Annotated in this window: 18 protein-coding genes; 17 read left to right on the forward strand and 1 reads right to left on the reverse strand. The window is 72.6% G+C overall.

The features are described 5' to 3' along the window. Positions 1–3: 3 nt before the first annotated feature. The 4 genes from hisI to AB4880_RS03790 all read left to right on the forward strand — a co-directional run bounded on the left by hisI (position 4) and on the right by AB4880_RS03790 (position 1,695). Complete coding sequence (gene hisI / locus AB4880_RS03775) at positions 4–342, forward strand: phosphoribosyl-AMP cyclohydrolase (protein ID WP_367917866.1); 339 nt, start codon at positions 4–6, stop codon at positions 340–342. Then, positions 335–967, forward strand: coding sequence for a Trp biosynthesis-associated membrane protein (locus AB4880_RS03780; protein WP_367917867.1), 633 nt, complete (start codon positions 335–337; stop codon positions 965–967). The genes hisI and AB4880_RS03780 overlap by 8 nt, the downstream gene beginning before the upstream one ends. A 73-nt stretch (positions 968–1,040) precedes the next feature. Further along, positions 1,041–1,241 (forward strand): HGxxPAAW family protein, encoded by a 201-nt coding sequence (locus tag AB4880_RS03785; RefSeq protein WP_367917868.1) that lies wholly within the window; start codon positions 1,041–1,043, stop codon positions 1,239–1,241. A 13-nt stretch (positions 1,242–1,254) separates the two neighbouring features. Then, entirely contained in the window at positions 1,255–1,695 is a 441-nt protein-coding gene (locus tag AB4880_RS03790; protein ID WP_367917869.1) for a DUF2752 domain-containing protein, read from the forward strand. Between the two features lie 77 nt (positions 1,696–1,772). Here AB4880_RS03790 and AB4880_RS03795 read toward each other — a convergent pair whose 3' ends face one another. Continuing rightward, positions 1,773–2,123 (reverse strand): DUF4190 domain-containing protein, encoded by a 351-nt coding sequence (locus AB4880_RS03795; protein ID WP_367917870.1) that lies wholly within the window; start codon positions 2,121–2,123, stop codon positions 1,773–1,775. Between the two features lie 166 nt (positions 2,124–2,289). On the opposite strand from AB4880_RS03795, the gene trpC reads away from it, so the two are divergent. The 13 genes from trpC to AB4880_RS03860 all read left to right on the forward strand — a co-directional run bounded on the left by trpC (position 2,290) and on the right by AB4880_RS03860 (position 17,674). Continuing rightward, positions 2,290–3,105: an indole-3-glycerol phosphate synthase TrpC gene (trpC, locus tag AB4880_RS03800; RefSeq protein ID WP_367917871.1), complete on the forward strand. Its 816-nt coding sequence runs from the start codon at positions 2,290–2,292 to the stop codon at positions 3,103–3,105. Beyond that, entirely contained in the window at positions 3,102–4,316 is a 1,215-nt protein-coding gene (gene trpB / locus AB4880_RS03805) for a tryptophan synthase subunit beta (RefSeq protein WP_367917872.1), read from the forward strand. The genes trpC and trpB overlap by 4 nt, the downstream gene beginning before the upstream one ends. Further along, the gene (trpA, locus tag AB4880_RS03810; RefSeq protein WP_367917873.1) at positions 4,313–5,122 is read left to right on the forward strand and encodes a tryptophan synthase subunit alpha; all 810 of its coding nucleotides are present in this window, start codon (positions 4,313–4,315) and stop codon (positions 5,120–5,122) included. Before trpB ends, trpA begins: the two co-directional genes overlap by 4 nt. Next, on the forward strand, positions 5,115–5,726 hold the full coding sequence (locus AB4880_RS03815) for an SCO family protein (protein WP_367917874.1): 612 nt from the start codon (positions 5,115–5,117) through the stop codon (positions 5,724–5,726). Before trpA ends, AB4880_RS03815 begins: the two co-directional genes overlap by 8 nt. A gap of 21 nt (positions 5,727–5,747) precedes the next feature. Then, positions 5,748–6,728 (forward strand): prolipoprotein diacylglyceryl transferase, encoded by a 981-nt coding sequence (lgt, locus tag AB4880_RS03820; protein ID WP_367917875.1) that lies wholly within the window; start codon positions 5,748–5,750, stop codon positions 6,726–6,728. A 94-nt stretch (positions 6,729–6,822) separates the two neighbouring features. Continuing rightward, positions 6,823–7,872: a phosphate ABC transporter permease subunit PstC gene (gene pstC / locus AB4880_RS03825; RefSeq protein ID WP_367917876.1), complete on the forward strand. Its 1,050-nt coding sequence runs from the start codon at positions 6,823–6,825 to the stop codon at positions 7,870–7,872. Further along, the gene (gene pstA, locus AB4880_RS03830; RefSeq protein WP_367917877.1) at positions 7,869–8,972 is read left to right on the forward strand and encodes a phosphate ABC transporter permease PstA; all 1,104 of its coding nucleotides are present in this window, start codon (positions 7,869–7,871) and stop codon (positions 8,970–8,972) included. The genes pstC and pstA overlap by 4 nt, the downstream gene beginning before the upstream one ends. Next, positions 8,969–10,633, forward strand: a complete 1,665-nt coding sequence (locus AB4880_RS03835) for a substrate-binding domain-containing protein (RefSeq protein ID WP_367917878.1) — start codon at positions 8,969–8,971, stop codon at positions 10,631–10,633. The genes pstA and AB4880_RS03835 overlap by 4 nt, the downstream gene beginning before the upstream one ends. Then, on the forward strand, positions 10,630–13,434 hold the full coding sequence (locus tag AB4880_RS03840) for a hypothetical protein (RefSeq protein ID WP_367917879.1): 2,805 nt from the start codon (positions 10,630–10,632) through the stop codon (positions 13,432–13,434). The genes AB4880_RS03835 and AB4880_RS03840 overlap by 4 nt, the downstream gene beginning before the upstream one ends. Beyond that, the gene (locus AB4880_RS03845; RefSeq protein ID WP_367917880.1) at positions 13,431–14,330 is read left to right on the forward strand and encodes a sortase; all 900 of its coding nucleotides are present in this window, start codon (positions 13,431–13,433) and stop codon (positions 14,328–14,330) included. The genes AB4880_RS03840 and AB4880_RS03845 overlap by 4 nt, the downstream gene beginning before the upstream one ends. Positions 14,331–14,476: 146 nt before the next feature. Continuing rightward, the gene (locus tag AB4880_RS03850; RefSeq protein WP_367917881.1) at positions 14,477–15,769 is read left to right on the forward strand and encodes a substrate-binding domain-containing protein; all 1,293 of its coding nucleotides are present in this window, start codon (positions 14,477–14,479) and stop codon (positions 15,767–15,769) included. A 25-nt stretch (positions 15,770–15,794) separates the two neighbouring features. Continuing rightward, on the forward strand, positions 15,795–16,433 hold the full coding sequence (locus AB4880_RS03855; protein WP_367917882.1) for a hypothetical protein: 639 nt from the start codon (positions 15,795–15,797) through the stop codon (positions 16,431–16,433). Positions 16,434–16,468: 35 nt separating this feature from the next. Further along, positions 16,469–17,674 carry an Ig-like domain-containing protein gene (locus tag AB4880_RS03860; protein ID WP_367917883.1) on the forward strand — a complete coding sequence of 402 codons (1,206 nt, stop codon included), beginning with the start codon at positions 16,469–16,471 and terminating at the stop codon, positions 17,672–17,674. The last annotated feature ends 21 nt before the right edge of the window (positions 17,675–17,695 follow it).

A 17,695-nucleotide genomic window follows, 5' to 3' on the forward strand; every position in this document is an offset into this window, starting at 1 on the left:
GCCGTGAGTCTTCCCTCCGACGTCGCCGAGCGCCTCAAGCGCACCCCCGACGGGCTGGTGCCCGCCGTCGTCCAGCAGTACGACACCGGCGAGGTGCTGATGCTCGCCTGGATGGACGACGAGGCGCTGCACCGCACGCTGACGACGGGGCGGGCGACCTACTGGAGCCGGTCACGCCAGGAGTACTGGGTCAAGGGCGAGACGTCCGGCAACCCCCAGCAGGTCAAGGAGGTCCGCCTCGACTGCGACGGCGACACCCTGCTGGTCAAGGTCGACCAGACCGGCGTCGCCTGCCACACCGGGGCGCGGACGTGCTTCGACGACGGGCTGATCGGTGGCTGAGCGCGACGCTCGCCGTACCTTCGGACCGGTCGTGCTGCTCGGCCTCGCGGCCAGCGGCGCGGTCGCCGTCGCCGGCCACCGGGCGATGCTCGAGGTCTCGCCGAAGTACCTCGCGACCGCCGGTCTCACCGGCTTCGCCGGGCAGGATTCCAGTCGCGTGCAGTTCCCGCTCGCCGGCGCGCTGGCGCTCGTCGCCCTCGCCTGCTGGGGCGTCCTGCTCGTCACCCGCGGCGTCGTACGACGGGTCGTCGCGGTGCTGTCCGCGGTCGCGGCCGCCGGCATGCTCGCTGTCGCCGTCCTGGGCGGCTTCGTCCAGAACGACGACGCCGCCGCCGACATGAGCACCCGCCTCGGTCTCGGCGGTGCGCCGGTGCCGCTCGACCGCACCGCCTGGCTGTGGATCGCGCTCGTCGGCAGCGTCCTCGCGCTCGTCGCGAGCGTCGCCGCCGTCCGCAACGTCCGCTCCTGGCCCGAGATGGGCGCCCGCTACGACGCCCCGACCGTCGGCGGCTCGGCGGCCGGCACCAGGCCGAGCCCGGCCGCGGCCGTCCAGGAGCCGGAGGAGCAGTCGAACCTCGACCTGTGGAAGTCCCTCGACGAGGGCGACGACCCCACCGCCGACTGAGGGTCGGCTGGCCCTAGAATCGACCCGCACCACCCCGAACCGCCTGTCATCTGACTCTTCGAGGAGCTCTTCCATGGCCGACAACCACGGCAACACCCCTGCTGCCTGGACCGCCGTCCTCGTCTCGCTGGCCGGCTTCGTCGTGGGCGCCATCGGCATGTCCCTCTCGCCGCTCAACTGGCCGCTGTTCTGGATCGGCACCGCCATCGTCCTGGCCGGCGGCGTGGTGTTCCTCGTGATGGCGAAGATGGGCTTCCACGAGCCGGGCCACTGAGCCCGGTCCTGCGATGACCCTCGCGGCGCAGGCCGTCCGCGACGCCGGCGCCACCTCGCGCCGACGGCGGATGCTGGCGCCGCTCCTCGTCGTGGGCGGGGTCACCGCCGCGACGGTCGCTCTGCACCTGCGTGACCCGCACCAGCACGGCAGCTGGGGGCTGTGCCCGTCGGCCGCGCTCGGCATCTACTGCCCCGGCTGCGGCGGCCTGCGCGCCGTCAACGACCTCAGCAACCTGCACGTCGCCGACGCCGCGTCGAGCAATCTGCTCTTCGTGGCCTCGATCCCGCTGCTCGTCTGGATCTTCTGGCGCTGGAGCGCGGGCCGCTGGACCGGTCGCGCCTGGGATCCCGACAGTCGCACGGTCGCGCGCTGGTCGGCGGTGATGCTCGTGCTGATGGTGGCCTTCGCCGTCGTCCGCAACACGTCCTTCGGCGCCTGGCTCGCGCCGTAGCCCGCACGCTCGCGAACGACGAGGCCCCCTCCCGCGGCTGCGGAAGGGGGCCTCGCGACGTGCTGAGGAGGTCGGCCTCAGCTGGTGCTGAAGTTCACCGAGCCTGCGACGGCGAACAGGATGATGTAGGCCACCACGCCGACGATGAGCAGGATCGTGCCGATCATGCCGCAGATCCGGCCGGCGTTGACCGTGCCGCGGTTGTTGTAGGCGCCCGGGTTGGCGTCGATCTCCTTGATCGCCTTGTTGCCCATGACCCAGGCGGCGATGCCGAGCGGGCCACAGCAGACGATGCTGAGGATGCCCAGGATGAGGATCGTCGTCCCCTGCGGGTGGTCGCCACCGCCACCGCCGTAGCCGCCGGCGCCGAAGCCGGGGGTGGGCGGTGGGGGAGGAGTGCCGTAGTTGGGCGGCTCGTTGTAGCTCACGTGGGATCCTCCTGGATTTCCGGGGTGTCGTTCGGCCGGCCGAGTTCCGGGCGGTGTGTGGAACCCTAACGGCCGCGTGCCACACTCGACACAGTTCCGTCGGTGTGTTGCGATGCCGTCGGCTCATGCCCATCCCTGCCCAACAGCTAAACGTGACGGAGGCGCAATGTCGGCCCCCCAGGCTCCCCAGCCCACGGTGCTCGACGGGATCGTCGCCGGAGTGCTCGAGGATCTCGCCGTGCGTCAGGCGACGATCTCGGAGGCGGACCTGCGGGCCGCCCTCGCCGACGTCGACCCGCCGCGCGACCCGATGCCCCACTTCCGCGGCCCCGGATCGAGCGTCATCGCCGAGGTGAAGCGCAAGAGCCCCAGCAAGGGCGAGCTCGCCGACATCCCCGATCCGGCCCTCCTCGCGAGCGAGTACGCCGCCGGCGGGGCCGGTGCGATCAGCGTCCTCACCGAGCAGCGCCGCTTCGGCGGCAGCCTCGACGACCTGCGCGCGGTCCGCGCCGCGGTCGACGTCCCGGTGCTGCGCAAGGACTTCATCGTCACCGAGTACCAGCTGCTCGAGGCCCGCGCGGCCGGCGCCGACCTGGCGCTGCTGATGGCGGTCTCGCTGCCGGGCGCGCGGCTGGCGCAGCTCCACGACTACGCCCGTGAGCTCGGGCTGACCGTGCTCCTCGAGGTGCACGACGAGGACGAGACGGCCCGCGCGGTCGAGGTCGGCGCCGAGCTGATCGGCGTCAACGCGCGCAACCTCAAGACGCTCGAGGTCGACCTCGACGTCTTCGGCCGGCTCGCGCCCCTCATCCCCGACGACCGGGTGAAGGTCGCCGAGTCGGGGATCTTCGGGCCCCAGGACGTCGAGCGGTTCGTCGGCGAGGGCGCCCGGGTGGTGCTCGTCGGCGAGGCGCTCGTGCGCGAGTCCGGCAGCGGCGGACCGCGCGAGGCAGTACGACGGATGACAGGAATCACGCGATGAGCACGTACGACGCCGACCCGCTCGGCTGGTTCGGGGGCGCGGGCGCCTTCGGCGGCCGGTTCATGCCCGAGGCGCTGATCGCGGCGCTCGACGAGCTCGACGTGGCGTGGCGCGACGCGATGGCCGACCCGGCGTTCACGGGCGAGTTCGAGCGGCTGCTCACCGACTACGCCGGCGTCCCGAGCATGCTCTACGACGCCACCCGGCTCTCCGAGGTCGCCGGCGCGCGGATCCTGCTCAAGCGCGAGGACCTCAACCACACCGGCGCCCACAAGATCCGCAACGTCCTCGGCCAGGCGCTGCTCACCAAGCGGATGGGCAAGACCCGCGTGATCGCCGAGACCGGCGCCGGCCAGCACGGCGTCGCCTCGGCCACCGCCGCGGCCTACCTCGGCCTCGACTGCACGGTCTACATGGGCGAGGTCGACACCGAACGCCAGGCGCTCAACGTCGCGCGGATGCAGCTGCTCGGCGCCGAGGTGATCCCGGTCAAGAGCGGCTCCCGCACGCTCAAGGACGCCATCAACGAGGCGCTGCGCGACTGGGTCGCGACGGTCGACGAGACGGCCTACCTCTTCGGCACGGCCGCCGGCCCCCACCCGTTCCCGAGCCTGGTGCTGAGCTTCGTGCGCGGCATCGGCGACGAGGCGCGCCGCCAGTGCCTCGAGCAGTACGGCGCGCTGCCCGACGCGGTCACCGCGTGCGTCGGCGGCGGGTCCAACGCGATCGGCCTGTTCGCCGGCTTCCTCGACGACCCCGAGGTCGCGATCTACGGCTTCGAGGCCGGCGGTGACGGCGTCGAGACCGGTCGCCACGCGGCCACCATCTTCGCCGGCTCGATCGGCGTCCTGCACGGCGCGCGCACCTACGTGCTGCAGGACGAGGACGGCCAGACCATCGAGTCCCACTCGATCTCCGCGGGCCTCGACTACCCGGGCGTCGGCCCGCAGCACTCCGCGCTCGCGGCGGCCGGCCGGGCGACCTACCTGCCTGTCACCGACGCCGAGGCGATGGACGCGATGGCGCTGCTCGCCCGCACCGAGGGCATCATCCCGGCGGTCGAGTCCGCGCACGCCGTCGCCGGCACGCTGCGGCTCGCGAAGGAGCGCCCCGGCCAGACGCTGCTGGTCAACCTGTCGGGCCGCGGTGACAAGGACATGGGCACCGCCCTCGACTACTTCGGTCTGGGCCAGGCGGGGGGGAGCAAGTGACCAGCAGCAGCGTCGCCTTCGCGAAGGCGAAGGCCGAGGGCCGCGCCGCCCTGGTGGGCTACCTGCCCGCCGGCTTCCCCGACGTCGAGGGCAGCATCGCCGCGCTGAAGACCATGGTCGAGGCCGGCTGCGACGTCATCGAGATCGGCCTGCCCTACAGCGACCCGGTCATGGACGGCCCGATCATCCAGGCCGCCGCCCAGCAGGCGCTCGACGCCGGCATCCGCACCACCGACGTGCTCCGCGTGGTCGAGGCGGTCGCCGCGACCGGCACGCCGACGCTGGTGATGACCTACTGGAACCCGGTCGAGCGCTACGGTGTCGACCGGTTCGCCCAGGACCTGGCCGACGCCGGCGGAGCGGGCCTGATCACGCCCGACCTGACGCCCGACTTCGCGCCCGGGTGGATCGAGGCCGCCGACCGCCACGACCTCGACAAGGTCTTCCTGGTCGCGCCCTCGTCGACCGAGGAGCGGATCGCGATGACCACCGCCGCCTGCCGCGGCTTCGTCTACGCCACCGGCATCATGGGCGTCACCGGCACCAAGCAGGCGACGGCCGCGGGCGTGGCCCCGCTGATCGCCCGCACCAAGGCGACCACCGACCTGCCGGTCGGCGTCGGCGTCGGGGTCAGCTCCGGCGCGCAGGCGGCCGACCTGGCGTCGTACGCCGACGGGGTGATCGTCGGCTCCGCCTTCGTGCGCACGCTGCTCGACCACCCCGGCGATCGGGCCGCCGGGCTGGCCGCGCTGCGCACGCTCACCGAGGACCTCGCGCAGGGGGTCAAGGGAGGCGTTCGTGCCTGAGTCGCGCCGTCGGCCGCTGACCCTGGCGGCCGTCGTGGCCGTGCTCGGCCTGCTGCTGGCCGCCTGCGGCAGCACGCCGGAGAAGTTCACCGGCACCCGGCTCGACAACCCCTACACGGCGCCGGACGTCGAGCTCACCGACACCGCGGGCGCGCCGTACTCGCTGGCGAAGGACTCGAGGAAGCCGCTCACCATCGTCTTCTTCGGCTACACCCACTGCGCCGACTACTGCCCGCTGGTCATGAACAACCTGTCCGCGGCGCTCAACCGGCTCGACTCCGCCGACCGGGCCAAGGTCGACGTGGTCTTCGTGACCACCGACCCGGCGCGCGACGACGAGAAGACGCTGCGGAAGTACCTCGACGGCTACGGCAAGGACTTCATCGGCCTGACCGGCCCGCTGCCCACCATCATCGAGGCGGGTGAGCCGCTCCACGTCTACGTCAACGACGGCGTGAAGCTCCCCACCGGCGGCTACGACCTCGGCGGCCACTCCACCTTCACGCTGGGCATGCGCGGCGACCACGCCGTGGCCCTGTGGAGCCAGGAGACGTCGAGCATCGAGTTCGCCGCCGACTTCCACGCGCTGCTGAACGACGACTGAGACCACCGAGCGAGGACCGACGTGCTGCCCCAGATCATCACCGCGAGCATCCCCAGCCCCGCCCAGGGCGTGTGGCACATCGGCCCGTTCCCGCTGCGCGGCTACGCCCTGTGCATCATCCTCGGCATCATCGTCGCGATCTGGATCGGCGAGAAGCGCTGGCAGGCGCGCGGCGGCACGATCGGCGAGGTGCAGGACGTCGCCGTGTGGGCGGTGCCCTTCGGCGTCGTCGGCGCCCGGCTCTACCACGTCGCCACCGACTGGGAGAAGTACTTCGGCTCCGGCGGCCATCCGGTCGACGCGCTCTACGTGTGGCACGGCGGCCTCGGCATCTGGGGCGGTGTCGGCCTGGGCGCGCTCGGCGCCTGGATCGGCGCCCGCCGCAAGGGCATCCGGCTGCTGCCGCTGCTCGACGCGCTGGCGCCCGGCGTCCTCGTCGCGCAGGCGATCGGCCGCTGGGGCAACTGGTTCAACCAGGAGCTCTACGGCCGCCCGACCGACCTGCCGTGGGGGCTGAAGATCGACAGCGCCCACTTCAGCAGCGCCTACCTCGCCAGCGACTCCTACCAGGACGCGGTGGCGGCCAACGGCGGCATCGCGCCGGAGTTCGCGACCTTCCACCCGACCTTCCTCTACGAGTGCATCTGGAACCTGCTCGCCTTCGCGCTCATCATCTGGCTCGAGCGGCGCTTCCGCCTCGGGCACGGCCGGGTGATGGCGGTCTACGTCATGGCCTACACGCTGGGCCGCGGCTGGATCGAGGACCTGCGCATCGACGACGTCCAGCTCAACAACGTCCTCGGCCTGCGCTTCAACGTGTGGACCTCGATCGTGCTCTTCGTCCTCGCCGCCGCCTACTTCGCGTGGGCGACCAAGAACCGGCCGGGTCGCGAGGAGAGCGTGTACGTCGACGGGCGCGCGCCCGCCGTCCAGGCCGAGGCCGCGAACGACGAGGCCGAGGCCGCGAACGACGAGCCCGAGGGCGGCGCGTCCACCATTTGATCCCCACCTAACAACTTAATACAGCCGATCTACTAGTCTTTGGCCACTAGTCGATCGGCCATCGGGGGCCCTGAGCGGTTGAGGGTGCCCTGTCATGCCGTATCACGCTGTCCTGCCGCCTGAGGCGTCCGCGGAGGATCCGCCGCCGGACGCCGTCGAGGACGAGCCGCGACCGATCGCCGTCCGCTACTCACTGCAGGACCGGACCTTCCTGCACGCGGTGCGCGCGCTGGCGTTCGTCGTCCTGGCCATCACCTCGAGCATCGGGCTGTTCCTCGGCTACCAGTCGATCCCGACGCTGCACCACTACGGGCTGTCGTTCTTCACCGAGTACCGCTGGCTGCCGAGCCAGGACGTCGTCGGGATCGCCGCCGTGTTGCTGGGCACGCTGCAGGTGGCCGTCATCGCGCTGCTCCTGGCGGTCCCGCTGGCCCTGCTCACCGCCCTGTTCATCACCGACTGGGCGCCGGCGTGGGCGCGCCCCCTGCTGGTGCGCCTGGTCGACCTGATGGCGGCGGTGCCGGGCATCGTGTTCGGACTCTGGGTGCTCATCGTGGTCCAGCCGCACGCGACGGTCGTCACGCACTGGATCAGCAAGCACTTCGGCTGGATCCCGTTCTTCCACGTGCGCACGGACGTCGACTACCCGATCTGGGACCAGGCGCCGGGCTACCCGTCGTACGCCGGCTCGGCCGCGATCGCCGCGCTCGCCGTGGCGATGATGATCTTCCCGATGGCGACCTCGGTGATGCGCGAGGTGTTCGCGGAGGCCCCGGTGGGGGAGAAGGAGGCCGCGCTCGCGCTGGGCGCGACCCGCTGGGCGATGGTGCGCACCGTGGTGCTGCCGTTCGGCCGCGGCGGCATGATCGGCGGCACGATGCTCGCGCTCGGCCGCGCGCTCGGCGAGACGATCTCGGTGGTGATGGTCATCTCGCAGGCCTTCGAGATCAAGCCCTACGTGCTCGAGTCCGGCACGGCGACCATCTCGGCGCTCATCGCCTCGGGCTTCAAGGAGGCCTCGCCTGCGCAGCTCTCGGCGCTGCTCACCGCCGGCTTCGTGCTCTTCGTGATGACCCTCGTCGTCAACAGCCTGGCCGCCGTCGTCGTGGCCCGCTCGCGCGGTGGCGGGGTGACCGAGCTGTGAGCGTCACGACCGCGCCGCCCGAGGCGCCGCGCCACCTCGCGACGCCGAGCCCCGCGCCCGAGGAGACCCTGCGCCGGGCTGGGCACCGCACCCGGGAGGACCTGCTCACGCTGGCCGGCGCCGTCGTCGGCTCCGCGGCGACCGCCTGGCTGCTCTGCGCGCGACTGCTCGCCTTCCAGAGCACGATCGGCCTGCTCGTCGTCTGGTACGCCGCCTTCGTGGTCTTCTACGCCGGGCTGACCGCGCTCACCCAGCCGCGCCGGATCGTCATCGACCGGGTGGTCGCCTCGATCGTGATGGCGGCGCCCGCGCTGATCGGGATGGCCCTGCTGAGCACGGTCGCGACGACGGTGTGGAAGGGCCTGCCCGCCCTGAGCCACCTGAGCTTCCTCACCCACGACATGGCCGGGGTCAAGGCCGACGACCCGTTCACGCGGGGCGGCGTCGCGCACGCCATCCTGGGGACGGTCATCGAGGTCTGCATCGCCGTCGTCATCGCGATGCCCCTGGGCCTGGCGGCCGCGGTCTACATCTCCGAGGTCGGGGGCAAGGGCGCCGCCCTCGTCCGCACCGTCGTCGAGGCGATGACGGCGCTGCCGTCCATCGTCGCCGGCCTGTTCGTCTACACCGTCTGGATCGTCAACCTCGGCATGGAGACCAGCGGACTGGCCGCGGCGCTCGCGCTCGCGGTGATGGCGCTGCCGATCATGGCGCGCGCCAGCGAGGTCGTGCTCCGCGTCGTGCCGAACGGCCTGCGCGAGGCGTCGTACGCCCTCGGCGCGGGACGCTGGCAGACGGTCTGGAAGGTCGTCCTCCCGACCGCCCGCCCCGGCCTCGCGACAGCACTGATCCTCGGCGTCGCCCGCGCCGTCGGCGAGACCTCGCCGCTGCTGCTCACCTCCGGGGCGTCGACCTTCTTCAACGCCGATCCCACCCACAACCCGATGAACTCGCTGCCGCTCTTCGTCTACGCGGCGGTCAGCACCGGGAGCCCGCAGATGGAGCAGCGCGCCTATGCCGGCGCGACGGTGCTCCTCGCCGTGGTGCTCTCGCTGTTCCTGCTCGCCCGCCTGGCTGCCAGGGGAAGGAAGAACCGATGATCCCGCTTCTCCGTCGCGGAGTCCGCCCGTTCGTCGTCGTACTGGCCGGCTACCTCGCCCTGCTCTCCGGCCCCGGAGCCGCGACCGCGGCCGCTCCGACGTACGCGCTGATCCAGGGCTCGGGCTCCTCCTGGGCGGCCAACGCCGTCAACCAGTGGGTGGCCGAGGTGGACGCCAAGGACCTCAAGGTCGTCTACACCGCCAACGGCGCCGCCCAGGGCCGCAAGGACTACGCCAACAAGTCCACCGACTTCGGCGTCACCGACTCGCCGTACCGTGGCAAGGACCCGTCGACGGGCGCCGTCGACTCCTCACTGGGACGCTCGTTCGCCTATCTGCCGGTCGTGGCCGGCGGCACCGCCTTCCCCTACAACCTCCAGGTCGGCGGCAAGCAGGTGCGCACCCTGCGGCTGTCGGGGGAGACGCTGGCGAAGATCTTCACCATCAAGATCACCAACTGGAACGACCCGGCGATCACGTCCGACAACAACGGCAAGGCGCTGCCGTCGATCCCGATCATCCCGGTGGTGCGCGCCGACGGCGCCGGCGTGACCAACCAGTTCAGCACCTGGATGACCAGCCAGTACGCCACGCTCTGGCGCGACTGCAACGGCGGCAAGGCCGTGCCGACCGACTACTTCCCGCTCAACTGCGGCGCCGCGCGCGGCCAGCAGCGGGCGCAGACCGGCTCCGACGGCGTGATGAACTTCCTCAAGTCCAAGGGCTCGGTCGGCGCGATCGCGATGGAGGAGTACTCCTACCCGCTGGCCGCCGACTACCCGGTCGCCAAGCTGCTCAACAAGGCGGGCTACTACACGCTCCCGACGCAGTACAACGTCGCGGTCGCGCTCACCCAGGCCGAGATCAACGACGATCCCAAGGACCCGAACTACCTCACGCAGAAGCTCGACCGCGTCTACGTCAACCCGGACAAGCGGACCTACCCGCTGTCGTCGTACGTCTACGCGATCATCCCGACCGCGTCGAACGACTCGCGGATGACGACCGCGAAGCGGCAGGCCCTGGTGGACTTCCTCAAGCACTCGATCTGCGTGGGGCAGTCGGCGATCGGCCCGATCGGCTACTCGCCGCTGCCGGTCAACCTGGTCCAGGCGAGCTTCACCCAGGTCAACAAGCTGAAGCTGGCCGACCCCAACGTGCAGTTCGACGCCTCGATCATCAAGAACGTCAAGGACTGCCACAACCCGACGTTCGTGCCCGGCAAGCCGTCGGAGAACTACCTCGCCAAGATCGCGCCGATGCCGGCCGCGTGCGACCGGCCGGGCCAGGGCCCCTGCGCCGAGGGCGTGGGCTCGTTCAACCTCAACCCGGGCGACAAGGGCACGGGCGCCAAGCCCTCCGGCCAGCCGAGCGCCGGGGCCCCGGCGCCCGGAGCGGCGGGCGCGCCGCCGTCCGTCGACACCGACGGGGACGGCGTCCCCGACGCGGCCGCCCCGGCGGGCGCGCCCGTGGCGGACGACGGCGCCGGAGCCGGTACGACGAGCACCGACGTCTCCGTCGTCGCCGCCACCTTGGACCCCGATTCCGGCAGCGGACCGCCGACGGTGCTGGCCGCCCTGGTGATCGGGCTGTTCGGCGGCGTGCTGGTGATTCCGCCGGTCGTGGCCCAGGTCGTCGGCCGAAGCAAGGGACGCCGATGAGCGCGGGCAGGCACGCCGCGCCCTCGCCGCGGCACACGGCGGTGCGCGTGCTCTTCGCGCTGGCGCTGGTGTTCGGGACCCTGGCGCTGGTGCTGCCCGCCGGATCGGGGCCTGCGGGCGCCGCCGAGGGCATCACCGCGTCGGTCACCGCACGGCGGGTCTTCGTCGACGCCGACGGCACGGAGACCGTGCAGAGCACCCACGACGTGCGGCTGCACGTCTCCCAGAACACCGACCTGCGGGGGCGTCAGGAGATCCGGGTGACCTGGGAGGGCGCGACCCCGACCGGTGCCGTGGTCGCCGACCCGAACTCGTCCGAGGGCCGCAACCAGGAGTATCCCTTCGTGCTGCTCCAGTGCCGCGGCGTCGACGCGGCGTCGGTGCCGAAGGGACAGGCGCGGCTCACCCCCGAGACCTGCTGGACCCAGACCTCGCCCGAGCGCTACGTCGCCGCAGCGTCGAGCACGCCGGCCTGGCGCTTCGACGCCTACGCCGACGCCGCCGACCGCGGGCCCGTCGTGGGCGAGCCGGCCGACCTGCCCGACGCCTGCGCGAAGCTGGCCCAGCCGACGACGGCCCGCTGGCTGCCGTTCCGCGCGGCCGGCGGCACCACCTACTACGGCGGCCCCGACCCCGACGCGGGCTGCACCCCCACGGCGCCCGAGTCCGACTCCGCGGAGCGCGGCGGGGTGCCGAGCAACACGACGTACGGGATCACCGGTCCCGACGGCAAGGGCGTCGCCGACTTCGCGGTCTGGACCAAGGCGGAGAACGCCTCGCTGGGCTGCTCGGCGACCGTCGCGTGCGCGCTCGTCGCGGTGCCCATCGTCGGCGTCAGCTGCGACGCGTTCGGCACCAAGCTGCCGGCCAGGCAGCCGCAGACCACCAAGGCGGGCGTGCCGCTGTCGGCGACGCAGCTCGCGACGGCGGACGCCACCTGCCGCCGTACCGGCAGCTATGCGCCCGGCGAGCCGGCCACGAGCCGCAGCTCGGACCAGGCGGTCCGGGGCAACCTGTGGTGGTCGGCGTCCAACTGGCGCAACCGGATCTCGGTGCCGCTCTCGTTCGCGCCGACGGCGGAGGTGTGTCCCGCCGACTCGGACCAGACTCCGGTCGAGCTGATGGGCTCGGTGACGCTCAACGAGCTCACCGCGTCGTGGCGGCCCACGTTCTGCACGACCCCGTCGCTCTTCTCCTTCACCCACGTGCAGCAGTCGGAGTCCCTGGCCCGGAGCCTGCTCGAGCGCGGCGAGATCACCGGCGCGTTCAGCTCCGCGCCCCAGGACGGCGGCTACCAGCGACCCGTCGTACAGGCGCCGATCGCCTTCGGCGGGTTCGCGATCGCCTTCTCGATCGACGGCACGGACAAGCAGCGCAAGGAACGGCTGCGGCTGAACGCCCGACTGGTCGCGAAGCTGCTCAGCGCGTCGTACCCGGCGACGTCCTTCGTGCGCAGCGGCCACGCGGGCCTCACCGGCAACCCCTACAACCTCACCGTCGACCCCGAGTTCCAGGCGCTCAACCCGGGCATCCCCGAGAGCACCACCCTGGAGTCGGCGGCGGCGCTGCAGGTCTTCTCGGCCAACTCCGACCTGGTGTGGGCCCTGACCCGCTGGATCGACGCCGACCCCGAGGCCCGGGCCTGGCTCGACGGCACCCCCGACCCGTGGGGCATGAAGGTCAACCCGGCCTACCGGGGGATCGACCTGCCGGTCGAGAGCTGGCCGCTGCTCGACGAGTACGTCGCGCCGCAGTGGTACATCGACCAGAACGCCTGTTACCGCAACAGCCCGACGCCGTACCTGCAGCTGGTCGCGAACCCACTGTCCGGGCTCGCCGCGGTCAGCCTGAACCTCCAGTTCGCCAACTCCGCCGTCGCGACCGTGTGCCGCTACGACGGCTTCGACCACACCACGCTGCCGCTGCGGACCGAGGGGCGGCAGGCGGTCGGCCACCGGTTCGTCATCGGCCTGGTCTCCCTCTCGGCGGCCCGCCGCTACAACCTGCGGACCGCGGACCTGCAGACGACGTCGTCCGTGGCGCCGGGCGCGACCTTCGCGAACGCGGACGGTCGCACCTTCGCGGCGGCCGACACGGCGGGGCTCAAGGCCGCCGTGCCGCTACTGGCGCCGGACGCCGAGGCGGGGACCTGGGTGCTCGACTACCGCGGGCTCACGGGCGCCGGCGCGCAGGCCTATCCGGGTGCGCTGCCCGTCTACGCCGTCCTGCCGACCAGTGGCATCGACGCCGCGACGGCCGGGAAGCTCGCCCGGTTCCTCTGCTACGCCGGTGGTGCCGGTCAGCGTCCGGGTCAGGCGAACGGCTCGCTCCCGGCGGGCTATCTGCCGGTGACCGACGCCGACGGCTTCACCTCCGAGCGGACCTACCTCGCGAACGCGGTCGTGGCCGTGCGGGGCCAGCACGGCGCCGTGCCGCGGGTCGACGCGGCCGCGGCCACGTCGCCGTCCCTCACGAAGGCCTGTGACTTCTCCAAGGCCGCGGTCCCGGCGCCGAAGCCGACCGCGCAGCCGGTCGCACCTGCCGGCGCCCCCGGGGCAGCGCCTCCCGCGGCGGCACCCGACGCCGCCCCGGCCGTCGCCGCGCCGACCGGCACGCCGGTCGTCGAGGCGCAGACGACGCTGACGGCGGGGGAGCAGTCGGCCCTGGGCCGGGTGGGCATGCCCACACTGGTGCTGCTCGCGGCACTCAGCGCCGTCGCGGGCGGTGTCCTGCGCTGGCTGGACGTACTGCGCGCCGGCCTCGCCGCGGTCTGGACCGCACGGCCGAGGAGGTCGCGATGACGATCCTCCATGCCGGCGAGATCGACGCGTCGCCGCCGCCGACCGGCGGTGGCGAGGCGAGCATCCGGGTGGCCGGCGGCCGGGCGCTGATGGCGCTCTCGCTGGTGCTGGGCTGGTGCCTCCTCCACCTGCTCGTGCTAAGCGACTTCGAGCAGCACCACGCCCAGAGCGCGCTGTACGGCGAGCTGCGCACCGAGCTCGCCGAGGGCACCGCGCCCACCGGCGCGCCGATCGACGCGGGAGCGCCGGTCGCCCTGCTCAGCATCCCGTCGCTCGACCTCGACCCCGTGGTGGTCGTCGAGGGGACGCGCGCACGCCAGCTGCAGAGCGGCCCGGGACACCGTCGCGGCACGGTGCTGCCCGGCCAGCTCGGCGTGAGCGTGGTGGCCGGGCGCGCGGTTTCCTACGGCCGGCCGTTCGCCCGGCTCCCCGACATCCGCGTCGGGGCACTGGTCTCGGTCACGACGGCGCAGGGTCACTTCGAGTACCGGGTCACCGGGCTGCGACGTGCCGGCGACCCGGCGCCGCCCGCACCGACCGCGGGCTCGGGGCGGCTCACGCTGATCACGGCCGCGGGCACCGGAAGCCGGCTGGCCCGGCTCCGTCCGTCGCAGACGCTGTACGTCGACGCGACGCTCGCGTCGGGTGCGGTGGCCGCCGGGCCGCGCTCCGCCCCCGACCCGGAGCCCACCCTGCTCGCGTCCCACGTCGACGCGGGGACGCTCGCCGAGATCGCGCTGGCGTTGCTGCTCCTGACGGCGGTCCTGGCGGGGCTGGTGTGGGCGTGGAGCCGCTGGTCGCGTGCCGCGGCCTGGATCGCGGGCGCCCCGGCGGCGGTCGCCGTGCTCTGGCTCACGTCGTCGATCGCGTCCCGCCTGCTGCCTGCCCTGCTGTGACCTCGCACCCCGCCTCGCTTCACCTTGCACCGGCGCGCATCGGTCTCGCATCCCGAGATCCGGGCCGATCGCGCACCGCAGTTCCCCTAGCGTCCTCGGCACGCTCGGGAGTATTTCTACTGGATTACTACAGATAGGTTTTCCCGATGCTCACTCGTCGCAAGACCGCCTCCCTGGCGGTCGTGGGCGCGGCCACCGCCGCGGCGTTCACGCTGTCCCTCGCCCCGGCCCACGCCGATCCCGCACCCCAGCCTCACGACGTCGTCGCGACCGGGTCGGACATCATCCAGAACTCGTTCAACTTCCTGGCCGACGGCTACCACGAGCTGCCCGGCTACAACACCGCCGGCAACCGCTTCCGGTTCGTCAACTTCGACTCCTCCGGCGACGCGCAGGGGCGAAGCGCCTACACCGACCCGCGCCAGCTGCCGACCATCACCGGCAACGGCACCGTCGGCGACAACGGCGTGAAGTACGTCAAGCAGGGCGACATCAAGCTGCTCAACCCGACCATCGCGCTGCGCGCCGGTCAGGACCTCGTCGTCCGGCCCACCGGCGGCGGCGGTGGCGGCCGCGACGCGATCATCAACGACGACCAGGACTGGATCGACGTGGGCCGCAGCCCCGACCCGCTCACCGCCGACCACCAGGCCCAGATCTTCGCCAAGCAGGGCACCAAGCTCTACCGGGTCCAGATCGCGACCGACCGGCAGCTGATCGCGACCGCCACGACCACCAACGCGCCCAGCACGCTGACGGCCGAGGCGATCTTGAAGATCTACTCCGGTCAGTGGACGACGTGGGGCCAGATCCCCGGCTACGACGGCCCGGCGCCGAGCGAGACGATCGTCCCGCTGACCCTGCCCTCGGACGCGGGCATGTGGAACACCTTCCTCGCCAACGTCAAGCGCCAGAACCCGGGCAACAGCACCTTCACGGGCCGCGACAACCCCAACTCGTTCAACGTCCAGCAGAACGACCCGACGGCGATCACCGGGCTCACCGACGCCCAGCGCAAGAACGCCATCGTGCCCTTCCCGCGCGGTCGCTACCGCACGCTCAACAAGGGCTACTACACGCAGACCTTCGACGGCCAGAAGACCAACAACTACAACACCGAGGACGGTCACCGCACCGCGGCGAACGCGGCGGGCATCAAGCTGCTCGACGGCGACAGCAACACCGACAACAACACCCCGACCGCGCCGTACGGCGGCAACTTCGCCTACAACGCGCTCATCCGCGAGTCGGACCTGACCTCGAACGAGCCGTGGCAGCCCGGCAGCACGCTCAACTGGGTGCAGGCGCTGTTCTACAACCCGGACGGCCCGCTGCCGTTCGTGCGCACCCCCGCCGGCCAGGCCCTGCTCGAGGCAGCCGGCGTGACGCCGGACTACCACGTGTTCGGCACCGACAACGCCGAGATCGCCGTCGACTGACGGCGCGGCTGATCAGGAACCCACCATGGCAACCCTCACCACGCCCTCGGCGTCCTCGTCGTCGGCGCCGCGGACCTCGCGGCGGCGCCTCGGCGCCGCACTGCCCGCGGCCGTGCTCGTCGTCGCGGTCGTCGTCGCCGCCGTCGTCTGGCGGCTCTCCCACCGGGCCGAGGCGCCGTACGTCGACGCCGCGTCCACGGGCGGGATCACCCTCTGCTCGGCCACGGGCAAGGCGGTGACCGGCGGCCGGATCGCCGACCGTCCCTTCGCGGACGTGGTGGTGGGGGAGACCGCGCCGGCCGGCGCCGACCGCGAGGGCGCGGTGGCGACGCTGTTCGCCTACCAGCCCCGCGAGGGCGTCTCGCCCGAGGAGTACAGCGGCTCGCCGATCACCGCGGCCACGCCGTACGCCGACCCGAGCCGGCCCGCCGCGCGGGTCACCGCGCAGGCGTGGTCGATCAAGGACTTCGTCACCGCCTTCCCGGCCGGCTTCGACGGCTACGTCCAGCTTCGGCTGATCCTCGGCTCGCCGGCGCACGGCAGCGCCACCGACCACTACGACACCGCCGACATCAGGGTCGACGGCGACTCGTGGGAGCTGGTCCGGGGCGGCCACGCGTCCTGCCGCGGCGTCGACCGCGCCGTCACCACCAGTGGTTCCTGACCCGTTCGGTCAGCACAGACCTAGGAGAGACAGACATGTTGAACACCCACCCCAGGAGGTGGAGCGCGGTCCTCGGACTGGCGCTCGTCGCCTCCGCCATCGGCGGCCTGGCGGCTGCCGCGCCGAGCTTCACCGGCGACCCGACCACGCTCGACTGGTACGTCGGCGACAACGCCACCGTCGCCGACCCGGCGCGAAGTGACGTCCCGCTCCGGCTCTACGACGCCGACGGCGCCGTGGTCACCTCCGGCACGGTCGCCGCGGGCCTGCCGGCGTTCGCGGCGGCCGACGGCGCCGTCCGCGCCGACGACACCCACGCCACGCTCTTCGTCCACGCCGCCCAGTCCGGCACCGCGGCGGGGGCGTGGCCCGGTGTCCAGGCGACCGGCACCGACCGGTTCAGCGGACCGGGCGCCGTCACCGTGCCCGCACCGCTCGCCGGGCATCCCGTGGTGAGCACCGCCGGCGGCTACGGCCTGGCCGACGTCGTCCAGGACTTCTCGAGCTCGGGCCAGGGCAGCTTCGGCGGCGTCTACGAGCTGCGGCTGCGCACCAGCGCGGCGAGCAAGGGCGTGTCCGACCGCTACGCCTCCGCCTACGTCAAGGTGACCGGTGCCGACTGGGCCGTCGTCGCCGGGCCGGAGGCCGGTGTCGAGCCGGCCGCGACGCACACCACGGGCACCGCGCCGGCCACCTCGTCGTACGGCAAGGCGTTCACGGTCCGCGCCACCGTCACCGGCGTCAGTGCCGCGGGCGGCACGGTCGCCGTCAAGACGGGCGCCACCACGCTGGCGACCAAGGCCCTCGACGCCGACGGCATCATCGACATCCCGATCGGCGCGCTGGCGCTGGCGCCGGGGACGCACGCGCTGACCGTCGCCTTCAGCGGCACCGCCGACGCGGCCGCGAGCCAGGGCGCCCTGAGCGTCAAGGTCGTCGCCGCCCGGTCCACGACGACCGGCCGGCTCGCCGCCGTGAAGATCAAGCGGACCAAGGCGCCGAAGATCACCGCCCAGGTCACCGCGCCCGGCGTGCCCGCCGCGGCGTTCACGGGCAGCTTCACCGTCTACGACGGCAGCAAGGCGATCAAGAAGGTCGCCCTGACCGCGGCCAACGGCGGCCGCCTGACGATCACCCTGCCCAAGCGCAAGGCCGGGACCCACCGGATCAAGGTCGTCTTCAGCGGCAACGCCAAGGTCGCCGCCAGCACCAGCCCGACGTACAAGCTCGTCGTCACGTAGCACCCGGTACCGCGTCGGCGC

Source organism: Nocardioides ginsengisoli (assembly GCF_039537225.1).
Lineage (GTDB): Bacteria > Actinomycetota > Actinomycetes > Propionibacteriales > Nocardioidaceae > Nocardioides > Nocardioides ginsengisoli.

Excerpts from the sequence above, each read along its gene's own strand:
- AB4880_RS03785 (WP_367917868.1), top strand. The coding sequence starts at position 1,041 with ATGGCCGACAACCACGGCAACACCCCTGCTGCCTGGACCGCCGTCCTC.
- AB4880_RS03790 (WP_367917869.1), top strand. The coding sequence starts at position 1,255 with ATGACCCTCGCGGCGCAGGCCGTCCGCGACGCCGGCGCCACCTCGCGC.
- trpC (WP_367917871.1), top strand. The coding sequence starts at position 2,290 with ATGTCGGCCCCCCAGGCTCCCCAGCCCACGGTGCTCGACGGGATCGTC.
- trpB (WP_367917872.1), top strand. The coding sequence starts at position 3,102 with ATGAGCACGTACGACGCCGACCCGCTCGGCTGGTTCGGGGGCGCGGGC.
- pstC (WP_367917876.1), top strand. The coding sequence starts at position 6,823 with ATGCCGTATCACGCTGTCCTGCCGCCTGAGGCGTCCGCGGAGGATCCG.
- AB4880_RS03835 (WP_367917878.1), top strand. The coding sequence starts at position 8,969 with ATGATCCCGCTTCTCCGTCGCGGAGTCCGCCCGTTCGTCGTCGTACTG.
- AB4880_RS03840 (WP_367917879.1), top strand. The coding sequence starts at position 10,630 with ATGAGCGCGGGCAGGCACGCCGCGCCCTCGCCGCGGCACACGGCGGTG.
- AB4880_RS03845 (WP_367917880.1), top strand. The coding sequence starts at position 13,431 with ATGACGATCCTCCATGCCGGCGAGATCGACGCGTCGCCGCCGCCGACC.
- AB4880_RS03850 (WP_367917881.1), top strand. The coding sequence starts at position 14,477 with ATGCTCACTCGTCGCAAGACCGCCTCCCTGGCGGTCGTGGGCGCGGCC.
- AB4880_RS03855 (WP_367917882.1), top strand. The coding sequence starts at position 15,795 with ATGGCAACCCTCACCACGCCCTCGGCGTCCTCGTCGTCGGCGCCGCGG.
- AB4880_RS03860 (WP_367917883.1), top strand. The coding sequence starts at position 16,469 with ATGTTGAACACCCACCCCAGGAGGTGGAGCGCGGTCCTCGGACTGGCG.